The sequence below is a fragment of the Aestuariibaculum sp. YM273 genome (genome assembly GCF_030908365.1).
Classification (GTDB): Bacteria; Bacteroidota; Bacteroidia; order Flavobacteriales; family Flavobacteriaceae; genus Aestuariibaculum; species Aestuariibaculum marinum.
Map to the genome: position 1 here is coordinate 2,522,814 of NZ_CP133090.1, position 26,405 is coordinate 2,549,218.

At 35.1% G+C, this 26,405-nt stretch carries 27 protein-coding genes; 13 read left to right on the forward strand and 14 right to left on the reverse strand.

What is annotated here, in order from left to right:
- Positions 1-51: 51 nt before the first annotated feature.
- Positions 52-1,923, forward strand: a complete 1,872-nt coding sequence (locus RBH94_RS10855; RefSeq protein ID WP_307880914.1) for a TonB-dependent siderophore receptor — start codon at positions 52-54, stop codon at positions 1,921-1,923.
- 90 nt (positions 1,924-2,013) lie between these two features.
- On the opposite strand, the gene RBH94_RS10860 is transcribed toward RBH94_RS10855, so the two are convergent.
- Genes RBH94_RS10860 through RBH94_RS10870 form a run of 3 tightly spaced genes read right to left on the reverse strand, consistent with a single transcriptional unit; the run spans position 2,014 to position 5,790 of the window.
- Positions 2,014-2,730 carry an ATP-binding protein gene (locus RBH94_RS10860; protein ID WP_307880915.1) on the reverse strand — a complete coding sequence of 239 codons (717 nt, stop codon included), beginning with the start codon at positions 2,728-2,730 and terminating at the stop codon, positions 2,014-2,016.
- Positions 2,723-4,213, reverse strand: coding sequence for a S41 family peptidase (locus tag RBH94_RS10865; protein ID WP_307880916.1), 1,491 nt, complete (start codon positions 4,211-4,213; stop codon positions 2,723-2,725). Before RBH94_RS10865 ends, RBH94_RS10860 begins: the two co-directional genes overlap by 8 nt.
- 56 nt (positions 4,214-4,269) lie before the next feature.
- Entirely contained in the window at positions 4,270-5,790 is a 1,521-nt protein-coding gene (locus tag RBH94_RS10870) for a S41 family peptidase (protein ID WP_307880917.1), read from the reverse strand.
- A 145-nt stretch (positions 5,791-5,935) separates the two neighbouring features.
- Between RBH94_RS10870 and RBH94_RS10875 the strand changes: the two genes are divergently transcribed.
- From RBH94_RS10875 to RBH94_RS10890, 4 genes are all read left to right on the forward strand, one after another.
- Complete coding sequence (locus RBH94_RS10875; RefSeq protein ID WP_188223659.1) at positions 5,936-6,445, forward strand: RNA polymerase sigma factor; 510 nt, start codon at positions 5,936-5,938, stop codon at positions 6,443-6,445.
- Positions 6,432-6,914 (forward strand): hypothetical protein, encoded by a 483-nt coding sequence (locus RBH94_RS10880; RefSeq protein ID WP_307880918.1) that lies wholly within the window; start codon positions 6,432-6,434, stop codon positions 6,912-6,914. The genes RBH94_RS10875 and RBH94_RS10880 overlap by 14 nt, the downstream gene beginning before the upstream one ends.
- 101 nt (positions 6,915-7,015) lie before the next feature.
- Positions 7,016-7,606, forward strand: coding sequence for a DUF4252 domain-containing protein (locus tag RBH94_RS10885; RefSeq protein WP_307880919.1), 591 nt, complete (start codon positions 7,016-7,018; stop codon positions 7,604-7,606).
- Positions 7,607-7,625: 19 nt separating this feature from the next.
- Entirely contained in the window at positions 7,626-8,168 is a 543-nt protein-coding gene (locus RBH94_RS10890) for a DUF4252 domain-containing protein (protein ID WP_307880920.1), read from the forward strand.
- Between the two features lie 55 nt (positions 8,169-8,223).
- Here the strand turns inward: RBH94_RS10890 and RBH94_RS10895 are convergent, their stop codons facing one another.
- The 3 genes from RBH94_RS10895 to RBH94_RS10905 form a co-directional block, all read right to left on the reverse strand.
- Complete coding sequence (locus RBH94_RS10895) at positions 8,224-8,418, reverse strand: hypothetical protein (RefSeq protein ID WP_307880921.1); 195 nt, start codon at positions 8,416-8,418, stop codon at positions 8,224-8,226.
- A gap of 5 nt (positions 8,419-8,423) precedes the next feature.
- Positions 8,424-9,767, reverse strand: coding sequence for an adenylosuccinate lyase (purB, locus tag RBH94_RS10900; RefSeq protein ID WP_307880922.1), 1,344 nt, complete (start codon positions 9,765-9,767; stop codon positions 8,424-8,426).
- Between the two features lie 64 nt (positions 9,768-9,831).
- A complete protein-coding gene (locus RBH94_RS10905; protein ID WP_307880923.1) occupies positions 9,832-10,407 on the reverse strand; it encodes an adenylosuccinate lyase in 576 nt (191 codons plus the stop codon).
- A 53-nt stretch (positions 10,408-10,460) separates the two neighbouring features.
- On the opposite strand from RBH94_RS10905, the gene RBH94_RS10910 reads away from it, so the two are divergent.
- Both RBH94_RS10910 and RBH94_RS10915 read left to right on the forward strand, forming a co-directional pair.
- The gene (locus RBH94_RS10910) at positions 10,461-10,934 is read left to right on the forward strand and encodes a heme-binding domain-containing protein (protein WP_307880924.1); all 474 of its coding nucleotides are present in this window, start codon (positions 10,461-10,463) and stop codon (positions 10,932-10,934) included.
- Between the two features lie 49 nt (positions 10,935-10,983).
- Positions 10,984-12,216 carry a glycosyltransferase gene (locus tag RBH94_RS10915; RefSeq protein ID WP_307880925.1) on the forward strand — a complete coding sequence of 411 codons (1,233 nt, stop codon included), beginning with the start codon at positions 10,984-10,986 and terminating at the stop codon, positions 12,214-12,216.
- Between the two features lie 3 nt (positions 12,217-12,219).
- Here the strand turns inward: RBH94_RS10915 and RBH94_RS10920 are convergent, their stop codons facing one another.
- Positions 12,220-12,822: a hypothetical protein gene (locus RBH94_RS10920; RefSeq protein WP_307880926.1), complete on the reverse strand. Its 603-nt coding sequence runs from the start codon at positions 12,820-12,822 to the stop codon at positions 12,220-12,222.
- Between the two features lie 98 nt (positions 12,823-12,920).
- The gene (locus tag RBH94_RS10925; RefSeq protein ID WP_307880927.1) at positions 12,921-13,508 is read right to left on the reverse strand and encodes a hypothetical protein; all 588 of its coding nucleotides are present in this window, start codon (positions 13,506-13,508) and stop codon (positions 12,921-12,923) included.
- Between the two features lie 184 nt (positions 13,509-13,692).
- Between RBH94_RS10925 and RBH94_RS10930 the strand changes: the two genes are divergently transcribed.
- From RBH94_RS10930 to RBH94_RS10945, 4 genes are all read left to right on the forward strand, one after another.
- Positions 13,693-15,330 (forward strand): ABC-F family ATP-binding cassette domain-containing protein, encoded by a 1,638-nt coding sequence (locus RBH94_RS10930; protein WP_307880928.1) that lies wholly within the window; start codon positions 13,693-13,695, stop codon positions 15,328-15,330.
- Positions 15,331-15,419: 89 nt separating this feature from the next.
- Positions 15,420-16,868, forward strand: coding sequence for a sulfatase (locus RBH94_RS10935; RefSeq protein ID WP_307880929.1), 1,449 nt, complete (start codon positions 15,420-15,422; stop codon positions 16,866-16,868).
- A gap of 82 nt (positions 16,869-16,950) precedes the next feature.
- Positions 16,951-17,733: a HipA family kinase gene (locus tag RBH94_RS10940; protein WP_307880930.1), complete on the forward strand. Its 783-nt coding sequence runs from the start codon at positions 16,951-16,953 to the stop codon at positions 17,731-17,733.
- Complete coding sequence (locus tag RBH94_RS10945; protein WP_307880931.1) at positions 17,723-18,106, forward strand: DUF3037 domain-containing protein; 384 nt, start codon at positions 17,723-17,725, stop codon at positions 18,104-18,106. The genes RBH94_RS10940 and RBH94_RS10945 overlap by 11 nt, the downstream gene beginning before the upstream one ends.
- 1 nt (position 18,107) lies before the next feature.
- Here the strand turns inward: RBH94_RS10945 and RBH94_RS10950 are convergent, their stop codons facing one another.
- Positions 18,108-18,512: an Hsp20/alpha crystallin family protein gene (locus RBH94_RS10950; RefSeq protein WP_307880932.1), complete on the reverse strand. Its 405-nt coding sequence runs from the start codon at positions 18,510-18,512 to the stop codon at positions 18,108-18,110.
- Positions 18,513-18,725: 213 nt separating this feature from the next.
- Positions 18,726-19,400, reverse strand: coding sequence for an NAD-dependent deacylase (locus RBH94_RS10955; protein WP_307880933.1), 675 nt, complete (start codon positions 19,398-19,400; stop codon positions 18,726-18,728).
- 61 nt (positions 19,401-19,461) lie between these two features.
- Between RBH94_RS10955 and RBH94_RS10960 the strand changes: the two genes are divergently transcribed.
- Entirely contained in the window at positions 19,462-20,121 is a 660-nt protein-coding gene (locus tag RBH94_RS10960) for an RNA methyltransferase (protein WP_307880934.1), read from the forward strand.
- On the opposite strand, the gene RBH94_RS10965 is transcribed toward RBH94_RS10960, so the two are convergent.
- The 4 genes from RBH94_RS10965 to RBH94_RS10980 form a co-directional block, all read right to left on the reverse strand.
- Entirely contained in the window at positions 20,118-20,864 is a 747-nt protein-coding gene (locus RBH94_RS10965) for a hypothetical protein (RefSeq protein ID WP_307880935.1), read from the reverse strand. The genes RBH94_RS10960 and RBH94_RS10965 overlap by 4 nt on opposite strands.
- A gap of 158 nt (positions 20,865-21,022) precedes the next feature.
- Positions 21,023-21,787, reverse strand: a complete 765-nt coding sequence (locus RBH94_RS10970; protein ID WP_188223677.1) for a carboxypeptidase-like regulatory domain-containing protein — start codon at positions 21,785-21,787, stop codon at positions 21,023-21,025.
- A gap of 100 nt (positions 21,788-21,887) precedes the next feature.
- Entirely contained in the window at positions 21,888-23,696 is a 1,809-nt protein-coding gene (locus RBH94_RS10975) for a DEAD/DEAH box helicase (RefSeq protein WP_307880936.1), read from the reverse strand.
- 224 nt (positions 23,697-23,920) lie between these two features.
- Positions 23,921-24,814: a LysR family transcriptional regulator gene (locus tag RBH94_RS10980; RefSeq protein ID WP_307880937.1), complete on the reverse strand. Its 894-nt coding sequence runs from the start codon at positions 24,812-24,814 to the stop codon at positions 23,921-23,923.
- A 93-nt stretch (positions 24,815-24,907) separates the two neighbouring features.
- Here RBH94_RS10980 and hutH point away from each other — a divergent pair, with 93 nt between their 5' ends.
- The gene (gene hutH / locus RBH94_RS10985) at positions 24,908-26,398 is read left to right on the forward strand and encodes a histidine ammonia-lyase (RefSeq protein ID WP_307880938.1); all 1,491 of its coding nucleotides are present in this window, start codon (positions 24,908-24,910) and stop codon (positions 26,396-26,398) included.
- Positions 26,399-26,405: the final 7 nt, after the last annotated feature.

Genomic DNA, 26,405 nt, shown 5'->3' on the forward strand with positions numbered 1-26,405 from the left:
AAAAGTTTACGTATGTAAATCCATGCGGTTCTCGAGCAATTATTCATTAAAATGAACAAAAAAACAAATGTTTTTGGTGTACTGTGTTTTGGTATATCGATGGTTGGTTTTGCCCAACAACATCAGGAAGTAGCAACAATTGAACAGTTAGATGAGATTGTTATTTCCGATTCGCGTTTCGAATTAAAGCGTGAAAATTCTGGTAAAACAGTAATAAAAATTTCAAAGCAGGACATTGAAAATAATCAAGGAAAAAACATTGCAGAATTAATCAATACGAAAAGTGGTATTGAAATTAACGGAAGCAGAAGTGTTGAAGGTCAGAATTTAGGATACTATGTACGTGGAGGTAGTACAAGGCAGGTTTTAATTTTGGTAGATGGTATTGCAGTTAACGACCCTTCTTTGGTGTCTAATGAGTTCGACTTACGTCTTTTCGATTTAAACACCGTTGAATCTATTGAAATTATAAAGGGAGCGGCTAGTACATTATATGGTAATGCTGCAGCAACTGCAGTGATTAGTATTACCACAAAAAAAGCTTCAAGCAACACGGTTGCCGGAAATTTTATGTCTGTAATTGGTACAAATCAATCTCAGGAGGATTTAGATTATAATCCGTCGAGTTTTACCAATAATGTGTCGGTAAACGGAACGGCTAACAAATTTAATTATTTGGCAAGTTTTGGAAATCGTTTTGTAGATGGCTTATCGGCAGCCAAATCTGATAACCCAGAGGCGGATGCATTTAACAGGTTTAATACTAACCTTAAATTAGGGTACGAGTTTAGTGATGCTTTTAATATTTCGGCATTTGCAAGTTATGATAAATTGAAAACCGATATCGATGGTTTTCCTGCGCCTTCTTACACTTTAGCAGATACCGACGATGAATACCATAGTGAACAAACGCGAGTAGGGATTTCGCCTAAATTCACCTATGCCAACGGAAGCGTTCAGGTGAATGCCGCTTACTCTAAAATAGACAGAGAAAGTATTTCTGATTACACTACAACTAATGAAGCAGAAAGTTTTGTAGTTGATGCATTCAATAAATATGTGTTTAACGAAACGTTTTATACGATTGCTGGTTTAAATTATACCGAATATAAAAGTTTGTTTGTCGAGGAAGAAAGTTATACCAACACCGATCCTTATTTAAATGCAGTTTATGTGTCACCCTTCGGATTGAATATTAATGCTGGGGCTCGTTTAAATAACCATAGTGAGTATGGTTCGAATCTGGTGTATAATGTGAATCCGTCTTATAGTGTGTCTTTAAATGAAGGATATGTAAAAGCCTTCGGATCGTATGCAACGTCATTTATTGCTCCTAATTTATCGCAGTTATTTGGTTATTATGGTGCCAATCCTGATTTAGAACCAGAGGAAAATTTAACCATGGAAGGTGGTTTAGAGTTTAATACAGAAAAAGGCATTCGTTTAAGCGCTTTATATTTTCATAGAGACGAAGAAAATACTATTATTTATACTACAGGTTATGAAAACGCAGCTACTGATGCTAAAGTACAAGGTGTTGAGGTTGAAGCTGAGGTGAAACCGTGTAACTCAGTTTCGTTTACAGCAAATTATACATTTACTGAATTGATTGATGGAACACGTTTACGCTTACCTAAGCATAAAGCCAATGCAGGTTTAGGATATAATTTCAGTTCGAATACCTATGCGTCTCTAAATTATCAGTTTGTAGGAAGCAGAATGGATACCGATTTTTCAACCTACCAAGATGTAGATTTAGATACTTTTTCTTTAGTTGATTTATATTTCAGTCATAAATTATTAGAGAACAGGTTAAAACTTTTTGTAGGTGTAACCAATATATTCAATGAAGATTATATTGAAGTTATGGGGTACACGACAAAAGGTAGAAATGTAAACTTAGGATTGAACATCAATTTATAGATGTACTCATATTTTTGAAATGAAAAAGGCGTTCAATTTTGAACGCTTTTTTTATATCTTGATACCCCCTGAAAAGTTGAAATTTTTCATTTAATCTGGAATTAAATCACAGTACCAAACGCCGTATTTGTCACTTTCGCAAACCGAATTATCGGTGTTTGGGTTATCGTATTCTCGATATACTTTTTCGCCAATGCTAAATGGTATGGGGTGATTAAAAATAGGACCATCGAAACAAAAGGTATGAAATTCACCATTTTCTCCGCATGGGTCAACACCTTTAGGAAGGTTCTCAATAAAATCCTTATCGATAACGGTTCCTACGAAATCCTCATTAAAATATTTAGAATTAGCACACACAATAACTGTTTTAAAGCCTAAGTCTAAAAACTCATGCATTAATTCCTTGGTATCACGTTTCCAGATGGGAAAAACTGCCGAGATATTTTGTTTGGCCAACTGTGCTTCCCGATAGGCTTTTAAGTCTTCCAGAAAAATATCACCAAAGGCTGTATGTGTAAAGCCATCGTTCTTTAATCTAAGGACGGTTTCAAGCATTTTCATTTCATAGGTTGCCATATCTGGCATCTCAGGTAGTTCAATAAAACTTGATTTAATACCTATGGCTCTGGTTTGCGCTTCTAAAAGCTCTTTTCGTAAACCGTGCATCGACACCCTGTTGTAATGTGTATTAATGGTTGTTATTAATTCATCAACTGAATATTGTTCGTCTAGTAATAAATGATAAAGGGCCAAGGCAGAGTCTTTACCCGAACTCCAGTTAAAGTAGGTTTTGTGTTTATTCAAGAATGGTATGATTTAAAATATTATTGGGTAACGGTTTATCAACGTACATTTCGTTGCCAAAACGTTCAAAACTATTACTGTCTTCAAAAAATGTAAATGAAGGACCCGTGGTACTTTTAAGTTGAGTAAGTTTACTGGTTGCTCCAGTAATATCGGCTAGAGCAGTAGCAAGTAAAGTTTCATTAACATCACCTATAACTCCCAGATTAAGATAGCTTTCATTCATTAATATGTCTGGCGTTAGCCCGTTATCGTAATCGGTGTTCCCAATCTTATTTAACGATTTAAAAATTAATGGTTGCATGGCATAGGTATGATTAGGATTAGCACCTTCGCGTGTAAAGTTTTCAGAATCGTAAAGCGTTGTTGAAGCCTGATATTTCCCTGTGGTATAATCGCCAATATGCATCACGTTAATGTATGGATCGAGACTGTTTATTACCAATTCGCTCGCAGATGCGGAGTCGTTGGTAGCGATGATATAGACTTTGTCCAGATTTAAACTATTTAGGGCAGCTCCGTCATCATTATTTTTAAATCTATTGATTAACAATTCTGGATCTTCATTTTCTAAGGCGGTTTGAAAGTCACTGTTCCATTGTTCGGTACTAAAAATTTCACCATTAAATTGTCCTGTAATCATACTACTTAAAAGAATAGCAGAGTTTACCGATCCTCCTGGATTATATCGTAAATCTAAAACAAGGTGTTGCACATTGTTAGCTTTAAAATTAGCAAAAACATTATTTAACTGAGTGTCGTAATTTGCAGTAAAACCATTGTACATTAAATACCCCACGTTTTGACCATTAATTTCGTAAATGTTTGTGTAGTAAATTGGGTTTTCGGCGTATTCAAGCTTATTAAGATCTATAGATTCTCCGGAAGCATCAACAGTGTCATCTGTGTTTTCGGCAGTGCCATTATCATTGTATGTCGCTAAGTTTATGGTGTAACTGGAAGCCGATAGTAAGCTTGAATAATTAGCAGTGGTAAGAGGTACACCATTTATGGCATTAAACATATCACCACGTTGCACACCTTTGGCTTCGGCGTCACTATCGTTTAGGACTAAACGAACAATGCCAACCAAATCTGTAGAACTATTAGGTTGAAGGAACAATTTGAATTCCATACCGTTACTGGTTGATACGCCTTGAAATTGTTGCTCTAAAGCAATATAGTCGTCTACAATCCAACTGTATTTATCTACAGTTTCGCGTTCGTAAATAAGACTTTCAAATAAACTTTCCGGACTTGAATAGCTGTTTAAATATGCGGCATATTCAGCATTTGAAGAAAAGCGGTCGTTTGCTAAGTCGGTAATGTTATCTTTATATAAGTAGAAAACATTCATGCCTTTCCAAACAAAATCACTTATAGCATTTGCCGCAATTTGATTATCGTCATTGTCTTCAAAACAACTAATATTTAAAATAGAAATCAGACACAGAAGTGCCACGATTTTTATGTTTCGCATCATATTTTATGAGTTTGTCTTTTTATTACTACCTCCCTAATAACTGAATTATAGATGATTTATTTGAAAGGTTGCTCTAGATTCTTGTACATGCCTTTTCCTAATGGTGTGAAATCTTTAGCATCGGCGATAGGTTTAATCGCAATACCTGCTTTAGACTTAGTATCGGTGAATTTACTGGTAGCCCCAGTAATTAAGGAGATTGCTTTTGCTAAAAACACTTCATTTTCGTCTCCTAAAGTTCCTAAATTTAATAAGTTTTCACCTTCAGCTGTTCCTGATCCTGTTTGATATGTAATAGTGTAATCAGGGGTTAAGCCTTCATAATAATCTGTATCCCCGTTTTTGTTTGCGGACTTTAGCACTAAAGGCTGCATAGCGTAAGTATGATTAGGGTTGGCATCATCGCGACCATAATTAGGGGAGTCATATAAGGTAATAGAAGCGGTATATTTTCCTGTGGTTGCAGTTCCTATTTGAATAACATCAATGTAGGGACGTAAACAATTAATGACTAATTCACTTGCTGAAGCAGACCCATCGGTTGTTAAAATATACACCTTATTTAAATTAAGCGAGTTGATCGTTGTCCCGTTGGATAATTCAGAAGTAAATCGATTGATTAGATATTCTGGATCGTTGGTCTCAAAATATTCTTGATACCTGTTATTCCAAACTTCGGTTGAAAATACTTCATTAACAAATTGTCCTGTAATCATACTCGATAAATTAATCGCTGATCTTACAGAACCACCTGGGTTATATCTTAAATCTAAAACTAACTCGTTAATACTTTGAGATTTTAAATCAGCTATGGCATTGTTCAATTCAGTGTCAAAATTTGCAACAAACCCGTTATACATCAAGTAGCCTATTTTTACGCCACTGGTTTCAATAACCTTATTAATTAAAATAGGGTTTTCGGTAAATTCGGTTTTAGTTAATTCTACTGTTTTACCGTTTAAAGCAATCGAATTATTGGTGATATTAGCCATACCCAAGGTATAAGTGTTATTGTTACCAAATAATAAATCGATATAATTGTTTACAGTAAGTTGTTGGCCATCTACGCTTAGAAAGAACTCACCGCGATTAATGTCTTTTGAGGCCGCATCAGAATTATTAGCCACGTAACGAATGTATCCAAAAATATCATCAGATCCTGATAAACGTACTAATTGAAAATCTAAACCGTTAGAGTTCGAGGTGCCTTGAAAAGAGTTCTCCAGGGCTACGTAATCATCTACAATATAACTGAATCGATCTACAACATCTATTTGGTACAGTAAATCATCAAATAAACTTTCGGGAGTATTATAGCCATTTAAAAAGGTGTAATAGTCATCAAAAGTTGTGAATTTATCATCAGCTAAATCGGGTACATCCTGCTGCCATAAATAGACTTCATTTAAACCTGCCCAAACAAATTCATTGATTTCATTGTTTAAGGTGACAGGGGTTTCTTCGGTTTCTTCAGTTTCCTGAATAACAGTTTCCTCGTTTTCGGTACAACTAAATAAAAATGATAATCCAAAAATAAGAGCAAATAGTAGGGTAATGGGCAATTTTACTATCTTCATAACAATACAATAAGGGTGAAATGTTGTAAATGTAACGACATTATTAGGTAAATTAAAATTTTTTGTAACAAAATATAAAGTCGTTCGTCGTAATATCAAATAGCAGGAATAAAACTATTTTAACCGACCAAAACCAAAACTAGAAATGACTCAGACAGAGTTTTTAAATATTGTGATGCCTTTTAAAGATAAAGTATACCGTTTAGCTAAACGTTTACTGGTATCTACAGAGGAAGCCGAAGATGCCACACAAGAGGTTTTGTTGAAATTATGGAATAATAAAAAGAAAATAGAAGGGTATAAGAATGTAGAAGCCTTTTCTATGACAATGACTAAGAATTTTTGTTTCGATAAGTTAAAATCCAAACAAGCACAAAATCTTAAAATTGTTCATAGTAATTACGAAGACGGCAATACATCTTTACAAAAGCAAGTTGAAGCAAATGACAGTGTAAATTGGGTGTCTAAGATTATTGAAGAACTACCCGAGCAGCAAAAACTTATTGTTCAACTGCGCGATATAGAAGAATACGATTTAGATGAGATTGCCGAAATGCTGGAGATGAATAATACAGCAGTTCGCGTAGCCTTATCCAGAGCGAGAAAAACAATTAGAGAGAAATTGACTAATACACATAATTATGGTATTAAATAATATAGAAAAGTTACTTGAAAAGTACGATAATGGCGAAACATCGCTAAAAGAGGAGCAGCTGTTAAAAAACTATTTTGCGCAAGAAACAGTACCGCCACATTTAGAGGTGTATAAGTCTATGTTTACCTACTTTAAAGTAAGCCAGGAAGAACAATTTACAAAACACGTTCCATTAAAAACTAAGAAGGTATATAACTATAAATGGATTTCTGTTGCTGCAGTAGCTGTTCTAATGGTAGGGTTTTATTTTAAATCGCTTTCAAAATCAGATAGTGATTTAGGAACATACCAAGACCCGCAAGAGGCCTACAATGAAGTGGCTAAATCTTTAGCTATGATTTCTGGTCATTTTAACAAAGGGGTTTCATCCGTGGGGTATTTAAATGAATACGAAAAAGGATATGAAACACTAAATTATTTAAATGAGTTAGAGAACTCAACGCGAATTATTTTTAAAACCAATCAGTAAAAAAACGAACATTATGAAATGCCAAACGCTTAAATATTCAAAGTGAAAATGATATTTAAGGCATTCCATTTGACCTTTAAACAACAGTAAAAAAGAAACAAATGAAAACAATTAATTTAAATAAACAGTTGATGAAAAGCAAATTATTAGTATTTGTATTAGCCTTAATGTTATTGCCTATGGCAGCAACGGCTCAAAAAGATATTTTCGAAAAATACAACGAGAATTCAGATGTTACTTATGTATCTATCCAACCTAAAATGTTTCAAATGATAGCCAAGATGGGAATTAATGTTGACGATCCTGAAGCCAAAGCGTATATGGATATGGTAAAAAGTATTACCAGTTTTAAAACCATTACTACCGATAATGCTAATATTTCATCAGATATTACCAAATGGGTAAAATCACGTTCCAGTGCTCTTGAAGAATTGATGGAAGTAAAGGACGATGGTTCTGAAGTGAAGTTTTATGTTAAGGAAGGTAAAGATGCCGACCACGTAAAAGAACTGTTAATCTTTGTAAACGGTATGGATAAAATGATTGATAGCGATGTTGAAATTAACGGTAAAAAGCGCCGTTTTGAAACAGTAGTGGTGTCTTTAACTGGAGATATCGATCTTAATGAAATCTCGAAGCTTACCGAGAAAATGAATATTTCCGGAGGAGAGCATTTAGAGAAGAAGAAATAAAATTAAAAACTAATCAATCATGAAACGAACAGTTCATTATATCATCACAGGTTGTATTGCCGCACTAACTTTAGTTGGTTGCGGTAATGCCCCAAGTTTACAAAGTTATTTTGTAGACCATCAGGAATCAGCAAGTTTTATATCTCAGGATATTCCAATTTCCATGTTAAATATCGATACCTCGGAATTTACTGAAGATCAAAAGGAAGCCTATAATTCGGTAAGTCGATTAAATTTTTTAGGCTACAAGTCTGATAGTACGAATGTCGATGCTTACACCAGTGAAGTGAATAAAGTAAAGGCCATTTTGAGTAACGAAAAGTACTTGGATTTAATCGAATTCAGTGACCGTGGGAATAGAATTGTTATGAAATATATAGGAGATGACGATGAAGCTGATGAGGTGGTAATTTTTGGGAGTTCGAAAGAATATGGATTCGGTATTGCACGTGTTTTAGGAAACGATATGAATCCTCAAAAAATGGTAACTCTGGCAGGGCTTATGCAAGGAGCAGATATAGATGAAGAACAAGTGAAAAGTGTGATGAACTTTTTTAAATAATTATATCAAGTTAAATGTTAAAGTAAAAAAGGGCTGCCGTTTGGCAACCCTTTTTTTATGAATTATCATCAGATTCGTTTTGCTTATGCGTTTTCGAATTGACATAAACTAAATTTCCTACAACCGCAAAAAATATTAAAGCTAATAGGGTTTTAATGGCATAATTATCTAAAATATCCAGCACACCGGACACAAAATAAATCCCTATTAATAAACCGCAAAGCAGCAGCGATTGCTTGTCGTTTAGCATATAAATTAAATACCAGTATAGTTACTAGGTGTAATACGTTTTAATTCTTCTTTTATTGCATCAGAAACCTCTAAGGTATCAATAAAATTAGAAATAGAGTTTTGGTTGATTTTCTCGTTTGTACGTGTTAAACCTTTTAAAGCCTCGTATGGGTTTGGATAAGCTTCACGACGTAAAATAGTTTGAATTGCTTCAGCTACTACCGCCCAGTTATTTTCTAAATCTTCAGCAAACTTCGCTTCGTTAAGTAATAATTTGCCTAAACCTTTTAAAGTCGACTTAAAACCAATTAAAGTATGTCCGAAAGGTACACCAACGTTTCTTAAAACGGTACTATCTGTTAAATCGCGTTGTAATCTTGAAATCGGTAATTTAGCCGCAAGGTGTTCAAAAATTGCATTAGCAATCCCTAAGTTTCCTTCAGAGTTTTCAAAATCGATTGGGTTTACTTTGTGTGGCATAGCGCTACTTCCAACTTCACCAGCTTTAATTTTTTGTTTAAAGTAATCCATAGAAACATACGTCCAGATGTCTCTGTCTAAATCGATAATAATATTGTTGATGCGTTTTAACGTATCAAATAAAGCCGCCATATGGTCGTAATGCTCAATTTGAGTTGTTGGGAACGAGTGATTTAATCCTAAAGTGTTTTCAACAAATTTAGTTCCGAAAGCTTTCCAGTCGATGTTTGGATAAGCAACGTTATGCGCATTGTAATTTCCTGTAGCACCACCAAATTTAGCTGCGTTAGGAACTGCCTTTAATAATTTAAACTGTTCTTCTAATCGAACAATAAAAACCTCGATTTCTTTTCCTAGACGTGTTGGAGATGCTGGTTGACCATGCGTTCTTGCCAACATAGAAATACCCGACCAATCACTTGCTAAAGCTTTAAGTTTGTCTAAAACTAAAGTGTATTCCGGATTGTAAACATTGTTTACCGCTTCTTTAATACTTAATGGAATTGCGGTATTGTTAATGTCTTGAGATGTTAACCCAAAGTGGATAAACTCTTTGTATTGTGATAAGTTTAAAGCATCGAATTTTTCTTTAATGAAATATTCAACCGCTTTAACATCGTGGTTTGTTACTTTTTCAATGTCTTTTATCGCTAAAGCATCAGCACTAGAAAAATCTTTATAGATAGCTCTTAAATCTTCAAAAATAGAAGCATCTACATCTTTAAGCTGTGGTAAAGGAATTTCACAAAGTGCGATAAAGTATTCTATTTCTACAAGAACACGATATTTTATTAAAGCTTCTTCAGAGAAATAAGGCGCTAAATCTTCTGCTTTACTTCTGTATCTCCCATCAATAGGAGAGATGGCGTTAAGTGGTGATAATGACATGTGATGTTTGATTTTTTTCAAGATGCAAAGATAGCTTTTTTACCCATAAGAGCGAAGGCCAATGTTATAAGTTTTTAAGCTTCTTCATTTTATTTAAAATATGCTTTGCCCTGGATTTAAATGCAGCACTTTGATGATGAAAATCTTGCTGTAAAATATCTAACAGTTGCGGGTGTACCCAAGGCGTTTCTTTTCCCAATAAAAATAGGGTTTCCATAGCATGTACTTTGGCAGCTACTTTATGATCGTTAATCATCCAGTCGAAGCAGGTTTCAATTATTTTTTCTTTATGCTTTGACTCTAATGATTTTTTTATGGGGTTGGGTTGCTTCGAGGTGTAACGTTCGGCAATAAAAGTACATATTTTAGCTATGGGACGTATGGAAGATTCTAAATGAATTTTGTTTAGGTTGTTGGTGAAAAAGTCTAAATACGGAATGATGGCATAGATGTATTCATGGCAGACAAATTCTAAAACCCAAGTTGCTTTAGAAGAAGTAGCGTCGTCAACCATAAACGAAATGCTTATTAAATTAGGAAATAAAGACATGTCATTTAATACCAGTTCACTAAACTGTAAGCGGTCGTTACGAGCTGCCGTTATATAAGATAATTCTTTATAAAATTCGTCTGAAGTCATTCTATAATTTACTATTTTAGACCTTTCAAAACCTATGGTAAAATAATATACAGATGAAATTACTAAAAAAAATGGTACTGGCACTTCTTGTTTTAATTGTTATCGCGCAATTTTTCGGTCCTGAAAAAAATGAAGGAGATATGGCTTCTATAGAACCGTTTTTAGCAGAAACCAATCCGCCAGCCGATGTAAAAGCTATTTTAGAAGAAACTTGCTACGATTGCCATAGTGATGTAACCCGATACCCTTGGTACAATAATATTACGCCTGTAAATTATTGGTTAGCCGAACATATAGAAGACGGAAAAAAACACTTTAATGTATCGAACTGGGTAGGGAATTCAGTAAAACGTAAAGACCACAAGTTTGAAGAGCTTATTGAGATGGTTGAAGACAAAAGCATGCCTTTAAAATCATATACCATTACGCATAGTGAAGCGAATCTTTCTGAAGATCAAATTAAGGCTGTTATAGATTGGGCAAAGTTGGTACGTGTTAAATACAGTATGATGCCGCAACCAGAATAGGTTTTACTTTATTCTTTTACTTTTGCTGAAAATTTAAAAATGGCTTTTCATGAGTAAGCAGCTTTTAATTATTGGTTTTGTTTGGCCGGAACCCAAAAGTTCTGCTGCCGGTAGCAGAATGATGCAATTGATTCATTTTTTTCAATCGGAACATTATGAAATCACCTTTGCCAGTTCCTGTGCTAAAACCGATAATGCTGTTAATCTTGAAGAATTTGGAATTAATCAGGTTTTTATTGAATTGAATAACTCTAGTTTTAATGCTTTTGTAAAAGACTTAAATCCGGATGTGGTAGTGTTCGACAGGTTCATGACTGAAGAACAATTCGGGTGGCGCGTGGCTCAGGAATGTCCCGGTGCATTACGAATTCTGGATACCGAAGATTTACACTGCTTAAGAAAGGGAAGACATCAGGCGTTTAAAGATAAACAGCCATTTTCAAAAACGTACTTATTTAATGATATTGCTAAGCGTGAAATAGCCAGTATTTACCGGTGTGATTTAACATTAATGATTTCTGAAGCTGAAATAAACCTCTTGACTTCTGAATTTAAAGTTCCCCGTAATTTATTGGTCTATTTACCTTTTCTACTTGATAATATTTCAGAAGAACACATTCTAAAAGTACCAACATTTGAAAAACGTCAGCATTTTATAACCATAGGCAATTTTTTACATGAACCAAATTACAATGCGGTTTTATATTTAAAGGAAACCATCTGGCCATTAATTAGAAAGCAGTTGCCACATGCCGAAATGCACATTTACGGGGCGTATGCTTCGCAAAAAGTGAATCAGTTGCATAATACAAAAGACGGGTTTTTAATTAAAGGTTTTGCAAACGATGTTCATCAGGTGATGCAACAGGCTAAAGTGTGTTTGGCGCCATTGAGGTTTGGCGCTGGACTGAAAGGTAAACTGGTAGATGCTATGCAAAACGGAACGCCATGCATCATGTCAAATATTGCCGCAGAAGGTATGTTTGGTGAATTAGAAGCAAACGGATGTATTGAAGATGATCCAAAAGTTTTTGCCGAAAAGGCTGTTGATTTATACCAAAATAAAATCCTCTGGAAAGCCAAGCAGCAAAACGGATTTAACATCATCAATAGTCGTTTTAAAGCAGAAATACATCAAATGGCATTTTCTAAAGTCATACAGAAAACTAATGATAATTTAGAACAACACCGTTTAAGTAACTTCACAGGGCAAATGCTTCAGCATCATAGTATGCAAAGCACCAAGTTTATGAGCAAGTGGATTGAAGAAAAGAATAAATAATTCTTAATTAAAATTTTCCTGTTTGCTATGCGCAATACTTACAGGGTTGTCGGTTAGCCATTCAAAATTAGAAAGCGAAACTCCTACAGCACAATCATCCATACAGCCATCTGGTACATAATAACAATTTTCAATAATGTTATTTGAATCATAGTTAAATGTAACATGGTTGTCGTCTGGATCAACAGATAAATACTCACTTAAGCACGTATTGTAAAGTTCGTCTATAGTTAAAGCCGGAGCTCCTGAAGTATGAGTACCTAAGGTTTCATAACTTTCAGTGTAGGCTTCAAGAACAATGCGATTTTCGAACCCTAAATAATTTCCAGAAACTTCATTGTAAAGGGTATAAGCTTCGTAAACTCTGGAGGTCACTTTACCATCTAAAACGGTAATAGAGGTGTTTGTTCCTGAACCAAATACAGACCGAGAACTTACCGTATAACTATAAGAATTCTCGTTGGAATGTTTTAAATTATTCCAAGAGTCTAAACTGATTTTAAAATTATAAAGGCTTTTGGCTTGTGAAGCGCGGTTACCATCGCAGCTAAAATTTATGGTGCAGGTGAGTAAAATCAAAGCAAGGGCAACAAATTTCTTTTTCATAAATCCTATCTTATTTGTTTAGCAGCTATAAAAATAAGAAAAACGTTGCGCTTATTCAAGTCATTAGGCTATAGGTTTTCGTTATTTAGAGACTTATTCTAAAGCCACTCAAAATGTGTTAGTTTTATACCAAAGAAATTATCATCTTCACTATAGTTCGAAGTGTAATAGCAATCTTTAAGAATATTTTTTTCATCTACGTTAAAAGTAATTTCGTTAGATGATGGATTTACCGATAAATATTTTTTTAAACACGTGCTGTAAAGCTCGTCAATGGTTAATGCTGGTGCTGCGTAACAAAATGAAATACTATTGTTGTCGTCGTCATTCGATGCGCAATTGTGTGTTCCAATAGCATTTTTATCTTCAAAGAACGATTTTAATATAATTCGGTTTTCGAAATCCAGATAATTTGCCTCGTCGTCATATTGTGTGTAAACCTCAAATGACCGGGAAATAATTTCACCATTTTTAACTGTAATTGTTGTGTTGCAGTCGTAACCTAATTCGGTTTTTGTCCTTACGGTATACTTATAAGATGCATTGTGAAGATGCTTTAAGTTGCTCCAGTAATCTAAGCTCATTCTTAAGGTAGCATGTGTTTCTGGAGAAACATCGTTATCGCTTTCATTCGAACAGTTTAAAATTAAAGAAGCTAGTAAAAGGCAGGCAATTTTCTTAATCATTGGTTGGGTATATTTTTAATACGGCAAATTATAACTCCGGGTTTTTCTTAAAGTAATCCTAGTTTTATTAAAATGTTAAGAAGGGACTGTCGTGATTTTTCAATTGAAATAAACATTGCCTTAATAGTTTATCGTAGATTATTAAAGGGGTTTTTCCTAGCTTTGCGGCTTTAAAATTCAGAATATGATTTCAGTCGATGCTTTAGCAGTAGAATTTGGTGGAAGTGCTTTATTTAGTGATGTGTCGTTTACTATTAATGAGAACGATAAAATTGCTTTAATGGGAAAAAATGGTGCTGGGAAAAGTACCATGATGAAAATTATTGCAGGCGAGCAAAAGGCAACACGTGGCGCTGTGCGTTTTCCAAAAGATGTGGTGATTGCTTATTTACCACAGCACCTATTAACTGAAGACGACTGTACGGTTTTTAAGGAAGCATCAAAAGCTTTCAATCATATTTTTGAAATGCGAGACGAAATGGATCGTCTTAATAAAGAGCTGGAAACCCGTACTGATTACGAGTCTGATGATTACATGAAAATCATTGAAAAAGTATCTGATCTAGGGGAAAAATTCTATGCGCTTGAAGAGGTGAATTATGATGCCGAAGTTGAAAAAGCTTTACGTGGCTTAGGGTTTAAACGCGAAGATTTTACACGATTAACCAGCGAGTTTAGTGGTGGGTACCGCATGCGTATTGAGCTGGCTAAAATATTATTGCAAAAACCAGATTTAATTCTTCTCGATGAGCCTACCAACCACATTGATATCGAATCGGTAATCTGGTTAGAAGACTTTTTAGTTAATAAGGCCAAAGCTGTTATGGTGATTTCGCACGATAAGGCATTTATCGATAATATTACTAACCGTACCATAGAAGTGACTATGGGGCGTATTTACGATTATAAAGCGAACTATTCGCATTACTTACAATTGCGTGAAGACCGCAGAATACATCAGTTAAAAGCTTACGAAGAACAACAAAAATTTATTGCTGAAACGAAAGCGTTTATAGAGCGTTTTAAAGGTACATATTCTAAAACCAATCAGGTGAATTCGCGTGAACGTATGCTTGAAAAACTGGAAATTATTGAAGTTGATGAAGTTGATACGTCAGCTTTAAAATTGCGTTTTCCTCCAGCACCGCGTTCCGGAGATTATCCGGTAACGGTTAAGGATTTATCGAAATCTTACGATGACCATGTGGTGTTTAAAGATGCTAATATGTCTATTTCAAGAGGAGAAAAGGTTGCTTTTGTCGGACGAAATGGAGAAGGGAAATCGACCATGATCAAAGCGATTATGGGAGAGATTGATGTACAAGGGCAGTGTGGTTTAGGTCATAATGTTAAAGTGGGCTACTTTGCACAAAATCAAGCCTCTTTATTAGATGATAATCTTACCATTTTTCAAACCGTTGATGAAGTTGCCGAAGGCGATATTCGTACGCAGATAAAAAACATCTTAGGAGGTTTTATGTTTAAAGGTGACGATATCGATAAAAAAGTAGGTGTGCTTTCAGGTGGAGAAAAAACACGACTGGCCATGGTAAAATTACTTTTAGAGCCCGTTAATTTGCTAATTCTCGATGAGCCAACCAATCACCTAGATTTAAAATCGAAAGACGTTCTAAAAGAAGCCTTAAAGAATTTCGATGGTACTTTGATTTTAGTGTCTCACGACCGTGATTTTCTTCAAGGATTATCGCAAAAGGTATTCGAATTCAAGGACCAGCGTGTTATTGAACACTTTGAAACTATCGACGATTTCTTAAAACGTAATCGCATAGAGAGTTTAAAACAAATCGATTTAAAGGCTTAAAACTGGCGTCTGTCTAAATAAATTAGGTAAACCATAAAATTATTTTACTTTAGGGTGCATTAAAACATACCCTTTTTAGAATAAAATTTATGAAACCTCTTTTTTATTGTTTAGTAGCGCTGTCGTTTTTTTCTTGTAATACATCAACGTCTAAGATAGATCAAGTTGATACCTCCAAACCTAATGTGGTTTTGTTTTATCTTGATGATAGTGGTTATGGAGATGTAGCACATAATGGAAACCCAACAATAAAAACACCAAACATCACCAAACTTAAAGAAAGTGGTGTTAGCTTTACCCAGTTTTATGTTACGGCTGCTGCTTGTTCGGCATCAAGATATTCTCTGCTTACAGGACGTTATCCGGGACGCTCAGGATTAGGCTGGTGGGTTATTGCACCTGGAACAAAACAGTATATTCATACCAATGAGTTGACTTTAGCAGAAGGATTAAAATCAGTAGGGTATAAGACCGGAATGTTCGGAAAATGGCATTTAGGAACACCTAACGAGAAGAATAACTTTACACCCGATGCCTTGCCATTAGCTCATGGTTTCGATGAGTGGATAGGTACCAATGTGTCTCACGATTATAATAATTCAATGTTATTGCAAAGTGATAATGAAGGTCATAGCCCGGCAAAAGGTTATAAGGTTTTAGCAAAAAATTTACCTTCAGATACGCTGGCTTCAGAATCGCTTACAGGGGTATGTACTAAGGCTGCTGTTAACTTCATTAAAAAGAATAAGTCGAATCCGTTTTTCGCCTACATCCCATATAATATGCCGCATTTGGGCTTGTTTGTAAGTGATAAATTTAAAGGTAAATCGCGAAATGGTGAATTAGGAGATGTCATGGAAGAGTTAGATGCCGCAATCGGAGAAATTTGTAGTACGCTTGAAGAGGTTGGTGTTCAAGAGAATACCATTGTAATCTTCTCATCAGATAACGGCCCCTGGATTAAATGGAGCACGCGTTCTGATAGTGAAAAGTATGGAGATACACGTCTGAAAGTAGGTTATGCAACACCTTTTAGAGATGGAAAAGGCTCCACTTGGGAAGGTGGTCATCGGGTTCCGGGAATTATCAGCTGGCCAGCTAAAATTAAAGGCGACAGAAATGAGCAAACACCAATTAGTACTTTAGATATTCTGCCTACCATATTGTCTATTACAGGAGCTGAATTACCAAAAGACAGAACGATTGACGGTCGCGATATTAGTGATTTACTACTTAACGAATCATCCGCATCTCAATTCGATGATTTTGAGTTTTTCTATTCCTATGATGATAATTATCCTTCAGCCATTAGAAAAGATGCCTGGAAATTACATAAACGTATAGGCTCCCAAACTGGTGATGATTACGGTTATGTTGCTTCAAAAGAAACCCCTTTGTTGTTTCAGGTTGAAAAGGATCTAGGTGAACGTATTGATGTAGCCAACGACAACCCAGAGTTGGTTTCAGAATTATTAAATGATTTTGAAGCGTTTGAAAAACAACTGAAAGCAGAGGGGAGTTTCTGGGATAAGGAATAATATAGATTCTAACATGTAGCAACATATACTTTTCTTCATTTTCATAGCTGCTTAGTTAGTTATTACTTTTTATCTTTGCCTCATGAGTAAAACGATTGACATACGCACTGTTGATGTGGTTCAGTATATAAAACCTTTACGAGAAGGTGGGTCGCTTCCGGGCATTGTAAATGCAGATGATGATTTTCTTTATGTACTAAAGTTTCGAGGCGCCGGTCAGGGAAAAAAAGCCTTGATTTCCGAGCTAATGGGAGGAGAGTTGGCCAGAACACTTGGTTTAAAGGTGCCTGAGTTGGTCTTTATGAATTTAGATGATTCTTTCAGTAAAACTGAGCCGGACGAAGAAATTCAGGATTTACTCAAATTTAGTGTTGGTCTCAATCTCGGATTACATTTTTTGTCGGGAGCCATAACTTTCGATCCGTTAGTCAATACTGTAGATGCTATTACGGCTTCTAAAATTGTTCTGTTAGATAGTCTCATCAGTAACATCGATCGCACGGTTAAAAACACAAATTTACTCATCTGGAATAACGAGTTGTGGGTTATAGATAATGGGGCTAGTTTTTATTTTCATCACAATTGGGATTTGTACAAAAATCACCTTACTCGAACGTTTCCGTTAATAAAAGATCATGTGTTATTGCCATGGGCTACAAAACTAGGTGAGGCTGCTAAGGAGATTAAAAAGGCGTTTTCTAGTGAAAAATTACGAGAAATTATAGCATTAATTCCGGAAGATTGGTTGTTAGATGAATCGGAAAAAATGAGCCCAGAAGACATGCGATTGGCTTATATGGAATACTTTCAGGCTAAATTAGCTATGATTGATAAACTGGTTAAAGAGGCTGAAGATGCAAGATAGAATTAAGTTTGAATATGCTATTATTCGTTTAGTTCCTAAAGTGGAACGCGGCGAATTCTTTAATATAGGAGCTATTGTTTACGCTAAGCAAAAGAAGTTTCTTGGTGTAAAATATTATGTTGACAATTCTAAGCTTAAAGCGTTTTGTAAGGATGTAGATGTCGGTTTAATTAATAAATATCTTGAAGCCTGGAAATTGGTTTGCGAAGGTAAATCGGCGGGAGGGCGTATTGGAGCTTTAGAGTTACCAGATCGATTTCATTGGTTAACAGCGTCGCGAAGCACTATTATACAAAGCTCAGAAGTCCATTCCGGACTTTGTAAAGACCCAGAACAGACTTTAGAGGAAATTTTTGAAAAGTTTGTGTTGTAAATTATTTTTTAAATAAGTCGAAACTTAAAACTTCATCACAATAATCTACGGTTATTTTGTTTCTAACAATATTATCTGGTAGTGCAAATTTGTGTTTAAAAAGTGCTGATGGATAACAGTATGAATGTCTTGAAGGCGTATTAGGTTCAATTTCTTTATTGTGTCGTCTTCTTTCCGTAGTAACTACTAATTTATCACCGGCGATATAGAAATTAAAATCATCTTTAACATACCCAGGAATTTTTAATTCGTAATGGTACGTCTTGTTGGTCTCCTTAATGTCGGTTTTTGGTAACCCCGGAGTTTTATTTAATTCTTGTTTGTACTTTTCGTTTTTAATTGAGTCTTGTCTGTTGTAATACGATGAATACGACCGTTTTTTGTCTGTGTTAGTACTAGGAGTCATGGTGTTGTTGTTTGTTTTAGTTCGTTTGTTGGTAAAGGAAATTGCATAAGCCGTAGAGCTCGCATTCAAGGTCAGGGTTAATGGTATGTTTTCTATACCATGGAGAGAGTTCTAAAGATAACAATTAAAATATAAAATGCAAGTTAACAAATGTTAAAACCTTAATTTTAATTTGTTAATTGTCAGAGTCTTGAAAAGTGGTTTAGGCTTGTTTTACAAATGCTCTAAAAGTTGTTTCATACCAATCGTGGCATTTTCAGCAATTACAGTTAATTTAGAACCGCTTCGTATGGTCGGTTTAGGATCTATAAAATAGGTGTGTGTAACTGAAGGAATATAATGTCTTAATCCAGCGGCAGGATAGACTTGCATTGATGTTCCTATAATCAATAAAATATCGGCTGTTTCACAAATGCTTATCGCTTTTGGTATCATAGGAACATCTTCACCAAACCAAACTATGTGTGGTCGTAATTGATGCCCTTTTCGGCAGGTATCACCTAGTTTTAAATCGGTTGTCCAGTCGATAATATCTGTTTCATCAAAAGTGCTTCTTACTTTTAATAATTCGCCATGTAAATGAATGACATGATTGCTCCCTGCACGTTCATGTAAATCATCAACATTTTGTGTAATCACAGAAACATGATAGTCTTTTTCTAATTCGGCTATCGCTTTGTGAGCCACATTGGGTTCTACTTCGAAAAGCTGTTTGCGGCGTTGGTTGTAAAATTCTAAAACTAATTCAGGATTCGCATTAAAACCTTCAGGTGTTGCAACTTCCATAACATCATGCCCTTCCCATAAGCCGTTTTCGTCTCTAAAGGTTTTAATGCCACTTTCGGCACTCATGCCTGCTCCGGTAAGTACAACAATATGTTTTTTCATTTATACAGAATTACTGAATGAGGGTATGTCTTTGGAGGTATAAATTTATTAATTTTGACGCATGATAGACGAAAAACTTTTAGAGTATTTAGAAACGTATTTAACCGATTCTCGCCGAGAAAAATTCCATAAAGTATTAGAACAACGTACCAAGCACTTTACTGTAGCTACTGAAGATGTCTACCAACTGCATAATACCAGTGCCGTGATACGCAGTTGTGATGTGTTTGGAATACAGGAAGTGAATATTGTTGAAGAGCGGAATTCTAAACGAATTGATCGTGAAATAGCAATGGGAGCTCAAAAATGGGTTGATTTAAACAGATATCATACAGTAAAGGATTGTATAGCCGATTTAAAGCAGAAAGGCTACCAAATTGTGGCAACGACACCCCACACTAACGATTGCGAGCTACATGAATTTGATGCGACTAAAAAGTCTTGTTTTTTCTTTGGAAGAGAAACCGAAGGTCTGTCGGATGAGGTTTTAAATGCAGCCGATAGTTATTTAAAAATACCGATGTCTGGTTTTACCGAAAGCTTAAATATTTCTGTAAGTGCAGCTATTATTCTTCAGCATGTTACAACTAAATTAAAACAAAGCAACGTCGACTGGCAATTAACCGAAGAAGAAAAACTTGAAAAACGTTTAGACTGGGTTAAAAAGACTATTAAAAGTTACGACGATATTGTAGGGCATTATTATAAGGATAAGAATTAGTTTTTTATTAATGTAGAATCAACTTCAGCAATATGTGTTTTAAATGTTCTACTGAATTTTATTAAAGAATCTAGCAATATCATTTTATTTTCAGGTAACAGTAAATCACTTTTTAGTTGTTTGGCATCACAATAATCGAAGAATAGAGGAATGTGCTTTCTTTCAATATTTAAATCTTTTATCAATAAGTCTTCCGAAAAGAAACCATTGGTATTGAACAGGGCATAAAAGTTTTTATAGGTCATCGGTTTAGGAGGAGTTTCCTTTTCTTTTTTAGATTTAAAGAGGCTTCTAATCAGGTCTACTAGTAAGGTTAAATCGCCTTGCGGATTTGGTGGTGGACTGTATAAATAAGGCCGGTTTTTTATGTCGTTTGCTATTTGTTCCCCTAAATTAGCCTGATATTTATTAGCATTGAATTTAGCTGTATGACTCAGACTGACTGTACCTAAAGTATTCACCTGAGTTGTAAGTTCTATAACATTGGTCATGTTATAGTGTTTATTTTGAACAATAAGTTGTTGCGGTTTATAAAATTCAGATGAAAATAATAAGGTATCATTAACTGCTGCTTTAATGGTAAAATCACCATCTTCGTTTGTATAAGTGTATTGGCGTGTAGTGAGATTAAAAACACCAATGCTTTTTGCGGTAGACTTTTCGTTATAAACCCTTCCGTTTACATGCTGTGCAGAAATGGTTATTGGAAGAATAAGAAACAGAAGATAAGTAATGTTATTCATAAACACGGTTGTAAGTTAATTCGTGTTTAAATTAGAATTTTGTAAGTAAGTTGAAATGCGCTTTATGAAAGTTTAACGCTCTAGTTAACAAAAATTTAAAGGTTATAGATAAAAAAAAGGAAGCACTTGGCTTCCTTCTTAGTTATATTTTTATTGTGTTATCGTTCTCGGTTTAACAACTTGTATTCTTCGTAACATTCACTAATAGCATCAAGAATTTGTAAGTCGTTTGCTGTTTGAATAAATTCTTTTGAATAATCACACTGACTTACAATTTCATCTAAATCTACACGATCAATATTTAGTAAAGCCATTAACATTTCCCGATCGAAACGCGATGCTAAAAGGTTACGTATTTCATCATCCTGCTTCATCTTTTTAAGCTTTCGCATTTCGTTAGGCTTTTTACCAAAGGTACGATGTAAAAAATCGGCAGGGTTAAATATGGATCCTACAATTTTTGATAAGGTTCCAGCCGAGTTGGCTTCGTATCCTGTACTTGGTAATCCTGAAATCTGGTATCTGTAATTATCATTAATTACAGGAACCTGCTTAACATCAACTTCTAAATATCCGGTTAATTTTAATTGGTTTACCACAACTTCTTCAAGCGCCAAAGCTAATTCGGTTAACTCGATAGTGGCTGAACCAAATTTAAGCCAGTCGTTAGTAACTCTAACTTTAATGGACTTAAAACCTAAATACGATAAATGTAAAGTGTCATTAGGTTTGGCGTTAATTTCAAATTCTCCCTGTTTATTTGTCGCTGTACCTATAACCTGATTCAGGTTGACGATGTTTACATTTTCCAACGGTTTTCCATCGGAAGAATTAACTACTACTCCTAAAGCCTTTTCGGCTTCCTGTGCTATACTAATAGTTGAAAAAACTAATAAAAAGAAAAGTAGTAGGTAATTTTTCATGTAAATTAAATAACGCTTATTCGTCTATAAATGTACTAAACTAATGAATAAAACAAGTCGTCAATAATTTTTTTTGACTTAAAATTAACAAAATTCAGACCTATCTTCTTGAACGTCTTGGTCTTGAAATTTTAGAGTTGTTAGATTTTGAATCGCCTTCTGAACGTCTTCTTGATTTTCCAGATCTTTCTCCATTAGAAGCTTTGAAATCGCCTGAACGTCTTGGGCGAGAGTCTTTATTACCTCCTCGTCTATCACTTCTTGGTCCTCCAGAACGTTTTCCGCCACGTCTTCCTCCGCCTCCACGGTTTTCAGAAACTTCAACATTTACAAACCGACCTTCTTGTTTAAAGTCGGTGAAGTGGGCTAACACTTTTTCTCTAAGTTCGTTTTCCGTATTAAAGAAAGAGAAACTGTCTTTAGTTTCTACTTTAAAGATATCATCACGACCTAAGTCTAATTGTTCTTTTAAGAAGTCTTTAAGTTTCATCCAATCGAAACCATCTTTACCTCCAACATTGATAAAGTAACGTGTAGAATCGTTTTTACCACCTTTAAACTCGCGTCCGCTATCTTGAGAACCTTCCGAAATATTAAGGTCTTTTGCTTTCTGGTAGTAGTTAAAGAAACGAGTAAACTCAACAGAGAACACTTTTTTAATTAATTCTTCTTTAGTTGTATCTTCAAACAATTCATTAATACTGGTTAAATATTTGTCAATCTCGTGATTGATTTCAGTATTGTGAATTTTATTCGCAAGCGACATTAACTGCACTTCGCAAATTTCCATACCGTTCGGAATGTCTTTTTTGTCGAATTGCTTTTTAATGATGCGCTCGATACTTTTTATTTTTCGAACTTCACTTTTTGAAACGATAACCATAGACACCCCTGTTTTACCAGCACGTCCGGTACGACCAGAACGGTGGGTATAGGTTTCAACTTCGTCAGGTAACTGGTAGTTGATTACGTGAGTTACATCGTCTACATCAATACCACGAGCGGCTACGTCTGTAGCTACAAGCATTTGAATCTGGTTTTTACGGAACGCGTTCATTACCAAATCACGTTGGTTCTGACTTAAATCGCCGTGTAAAGCACCAGCGTTGTAACCATCTTCAATAAGTTGTTCGGCAACTTTTTGAGTGTCTCGTTTTGTACGACAGAATATTACTGAAAAAATATCAGGGTTTGCATCCGCTAAGCGCTTTAAAGCCTGGTAACGATCTCTGGCATTCACTAAATAATACTCATGAGAAACGTTGTTAGAACTTTCATTTTTATTACCCACTGTAATTTCCTGTGGATTATGCATAAAGTTTTTTGCAATTGCAGCTACTTCTTTAGGCATGGTTGCAGAAAATAACCAGGTGCTTTTATCTGCAGGTGTATGCGATAGAATATCAGTAATATCTTCTTTAAAGCCCATGTTTAACATCTCATCGGCTTCATCTAAAACAGAATATTCAATTTTAGTAATATCTACCATGTTACGGCTAATCATATCTTTCATACGACCAGGAGTAGCCACAACAATTTGTGCGCCACGTTTTACTTCTCTGGCCTGATCGGTAATACTGGCACCACCGTAAATAGCAGCAACATTTAAGCCCTTACAATATTTACCGTAAGCTTTTAATTCGTTTGCAATTTGTAAACAAAGTTCACGCGTAGGCGACAAGATTAACCCTTGTGTAGTACGGCTATTTAAATCTATTTTTTGAAGCATTGGGAAACCAAAAGCAGCCGTTTTTCCGGTACCGGTTTGCGCTAAAGCCACTAAATCGCTTTCAGATTCTAATAATAACGGGATTGCTTTTTCTTGAACTTCACTAGGTTTTTCAAAACCTAAATCTGTAATAGCTTGTAATAGGTCATTGTTAAGACCTAAATCATGGAATGTGCTCATTCTTTTATGTAAGTATTCGATTATGTTATGTAGTGCTACATAAGAAGTGAATCGACATACTTAAACCTAAACTTCCAGTAACACATCCTCACTCTGAGGAATAAACCCTTTCGGGATTTCAAGCGGCAAAGATAGACTTTTTATTTTAACAGCAACTGACGTGACGTGTCTAATGGTATTAATTATTCGTTAAATGTTAGTCGTTTGCTTTGTTTTTAAGGTGTTTATGAAATTTCTTTATGAATTAAAGTAAGTATTTTGTTAAGAATGGGGTTTCTATTGTCTGTATTCCAAACTGCTGAAAGGGTAGTGCGCTGCGGAATGTTATCTAATTCAATAAATTTAATAGTTGAAATAGAAGGATTTTGAAGTGATTTTGGTACAATAGAAATACCAAAGTTATTTTCAACCAGTTTGTAGATAGAATCGGCGTGAATGGTATTGTGAGATACTAAAGGTGTAAAACCGCTGTGATGAAAAATATTCATCACATTTTCATAGTAAGAAGAACTGTATTCCGGATCGAAAAGAATAAAGGGCTCATCTTTTAATTGCGATAAGTTTTCAAAGTTATTCATATTAATAGGGTGCTCTTTTGGTAACACCAAACAAAACGGTTCCTTTAAAACAGGAGTGGCCATTAACCCTTTAGGAATACGCTCCAGACGTACAAAGCCAATATCAATATCCTGAGAAATTAAACCTTCAATCTGTTTGTTGTTATCCATTTCCTTTAAACTGAACAGAATATTAGGATGCGATTTGGTGAACTTCAATAATAAATCGGGAATAATATGTTGCATAGCCGAACCTACATAACCAAAATTTAACTGACCATCTTTACCTTCTTCCAATAATTTAGCATGATGCAAAATAGCGTCTAAACTCTTTAAGTTTTTATGGAGTTCCTCTTTTAAATAGATGCCTGCCGGGGTTAGTTTCACCTGTCGGTTGTGTCTGTCAAACAGTTTCACCTCTAAGCCATCTTCCATTTCTTTGATTTGTCGGCTTAATCCCGGTTGTGAAATAAATAGCTTTTCAGCCGCCTTTCTAAAGTGTAACGTTTCTGCAACGGCGAGGAAATATTTAAGATGTCTAAATTCTATTTGATAACTCATGGTTATTATTAGTTTGCAATAATGGTATTATTAGGTATCAAATTTATTGATAATTTTGTAGAAATAAATAAAATTCAACTTAATAACATAAATATGTTTGTATACGGCGTCGATAAACTAACGGTAGATAAGGTTCTTGATATAGCTTCAGGAAAGATGAAGGGAGTGTTAACCGATTATGCGATAGCAAAAGTTAACGAATGTAGAGCGAAGGTAGAAGTTATGGCCAATTCTAGTAAGGCTGTATATGGTATAAATACGGGATTCGGACCATTATGTGATGTGAAAATTTCGCCAGAAGAAACTAGTTTACTTCAAAAAAATTTATTGATTACACATGCCGTAGGTGTGGGTAACCCAATTGATAAGGAATTATCTAAAATCATGCTAATCTGTAAAGCTCATGCTTTAAGTAGAGGTTTTTCGGGGATTCGTCTTGAAGTTATTGAACGAATCATTTATTTTATAGAAAATGATTTATTGCCAGTTGTACCTGAACAAGGTTCGGTAGGGGCTTCGGGAGATTTAGCTCCCTTATCACATTTATTTTTACCATTATTCGGTGAAGGTGAATTTTGGGTTGGTGATGACATTGTTCCTGCAAAAGAGGTTTTAAAAGCTCATAATTTGGAACCTATCGAACTGGCAGCTAAAGAAGGTTTAGCCCTAATTAACGGAACGCAATTTATTCTGTCGCATGCCATTAAAGGACTGAAAAAAATGGAGTATCTGTTAGATTTAGCAGATGTTGCCGGAGCCATGAGTTTAGAAGGTTATCAGGGAAGCGAATCGCCTTTTAAAGAATTATTACATAGTATTCGTCCGTTTCAAGGGAATTTAGAAGTAGCAAAGCGTATGCGCATGTTGTTTGAAAATTCAAATAATATCAAGTCGCATGAAAACTGTGAGCGCGTTCAGGATCCATATTCTATGCGTTGTATTCCTCAGGTTCATGGCGCATCAAGAAATGCATATTATCATTTAAGTGAATTAGCTGAAATTGAAATGAATTCGGTAACCGATAACCCAATTGTATTAAGTGAAACTGAAGCGATTTCAGGCGGTAATTTCCATGGTCAGCCGTTAGCGATGGCATTAGATTATGCATCCATTGCAGCATCAGAATTAGGAAATATAGCCGATAGACGTTGTTATTTACTGCTTGAAGGAAAATTTGGTTTACCACGATTATTAACGGCAAGTGGTGGATTAAACAGTGGATTTATGATTCCGCAGTACACCACAGCAGCATTAGTAACCGAAAATAAATCCTTATGTTTTCCTCCGTCTGCCGATAGTGTGCCTACGTCTTTAGGTCAGGAAGATCACGTGTCGATGGGAAGTATTTCAGGGCGTAAGTTCAACCAGATTTTAGGAAACATCGAAAAGATTTTAGCTATTGAATTAATGTATGCGGCACAGGCTATGGAATTCCGTCGTCCGAATACCTTCTCGGTTATCTTGGAGAAAAACTTCGCAATAGTTAGAAGTAAAGTAGCAAAGTTAGAAGAAGATCGTATTCTTAAAGATGATATCAATGCTTTAATTCAGTTAGTAAAAACGCAGTCATTCATTGTAAAATAATCCAACT

Coding starts and splice junctions, on each gene's coding strand:
- RBH94_RS10975 (WP_307880936.1), bottom strand. CDS start 23,696: ATGAGCACATTCCATGATTTAGGTCTTAACAATGACCTATTACAAGCT.
- RBH94_RS10950 (WP_307880932.1), bottom strand. CDS start 18,512: ATGACTCCTAGTACTAACACAGACAAAAAACGGTCGTATTCATCGTAT.
- RBH94_RS10875 (WP_188223659.1), top strand. CDS start 5,936: ATGACTCAGACAGAGTTTTTAAATATTGTGATGCCTTTTAAAGATAAA.
- purB (WP_307880922.1), bottom strand. CDS start 9,767: ATGTCATTATCACCACTTAACGCCATCTCTCCTATTGATGGGAGATAC.
- RBH94_RS10855 (WP_307880914.1), top strand. CDS start 52: ATGAACAAAAAAACAAATGTTTTTGGTGTACTGTGTTTTGGTATATCG.
- RBH94_RS10935 (WP_307880929.1), top strand. CDS start 15,420: ATGAAACCTCTTTTTTATTGTTTAGTAGCGCTGTCGTTTTTTTCTTGT.
- RBH94_RS10890 (WP_307880920.1), top strand. CDS start 7,626: ATGAAACGAACAGTTCATTATATCATCACAGGTTGTATTGCCGCACTA.
- RBH94_RS10980 (WP_307880937.1), bottom strand. CDS start 24,814: ATGAGTTATCAAATAGAATTTAGACATCTTAAATATTTCCTCGCCGTT.
- RBH94_RS10970 (WP_188223677.1), bottom strand. CDS start 21,787: ATGAAAAATTACCTACTACTTTTCTTTTTATTAGTTTTTTCAACTATT.
- RBH94_RS10885 (WP_307880919.1), top strand. CDS start 7,016: ATGAAAACAATTAATTTAAATAAACAGTTGATGAAAAGCAAATTATTA.
- hutH (WP_307880938.1), top strand. CDS start 24,908: ATGTTTGTATACGGCGTCGATAAACTAACGGTAGATAAGGTTCTTGAT.
- RBH94_RS10915 (WP_307880925.1), top strand. CDS start 10,984: ATGAGTAAGCAGCTTTTAATTATTGGTTTTGTTTGGCCGGAACCCAAA.
- RBH94_RS10870 (WP_307880917.1), bottom strand. CDS start 5,790: ATGAAGATAGTAAAATTGCCCATTACCCTACTATTTGCTCTTATTTTT.
- RBH94_RS10865 (WP_307880916.1), bottom strand. CDS start 4,213: ATGATGCGAAACATAAAAATCGTGGCACTTCTGTGTCTGATTTCTATT.
- RBH94_RS10905 (WP_307880923.1), bottom strand. CDS start 10,407: ATGACTTCAGACGAATTTTATAAAGAATTATCTTATATAACGGCAGCT.
- RBH94_RS10930 (WP_307880928.1), top strand. CDS start 13,693: ATGATTTCAGTCGATGCTTTAGCAGTAGAATTTGGTGGAAGTGCTTTA.
- RBH94_RS10965 (WP_307880935.1), bottom strand. CDS start 20,864: ATGAATAACATTACTTATCTTCTGTTTCTTATTCTTCCAATAACCATT.
- RBH94_RS10880 (WP_307880918.1), top strand. CDS start 6,432: ATGGTATTAAATAATATAGAAAAGTTACTTGAAAAGTACGATAATGGC.
- RBH94_RS10945 (WP_307880931.1), top strand. CDS start 17,723: ATGCAAGATAGAATTAAGTTTGAATATGCTATTATTCGTTTAGTTCCT.
- RBH94_RS10925 (WP_307880927.1), bottom strand. CDS start 13,508: ATGATTAAGAAAATTGCCTGCCTTTTACTAGCTTCTTTAATTTTAAAC.
- RBH94_RS10955 (WP_307880933.1), bottom strand. CDS start 19,400: ATGAAAAAACATATTGTTGTACTTACCGGAGCAGGCATGAGTGCCGAA.
- RBH94_RS10895 (WP_307880921.1), bottom strand. CDS start 8,418: ATGCTAAACGACAAGCAATCGCTGCTGCTTTGCGGTTTATTAATAGGG.
- RBH94_RS10920 (WP_307880926.1), bottom strand. CDS start 12,822: ATGAAAAAGAAATTTGTTGCCCTTGCTTTGATTTTACTCACCTGCACC.
- RBH94_RS10910 (WP_307880924.1), top strand. CDS start 10,461: ATGAAATTACTAAAAAAAATGGTACTGGCACTTCTTGTTTTAATTGTT.
- RBH94_RS10940 (WP_307880930.1), top strand. CDS start 16,951: ATGAGTAAAACGATTGACATACGCACTGTTGATGTGGTTCAGTATATA.
- RBH94_RS10960 (WP_307880934.1), top strand. CDS start 19,462: ATGATAGACGAAAAACTTTTAGAGTATTTAGAAACGTATTTAACCGAT.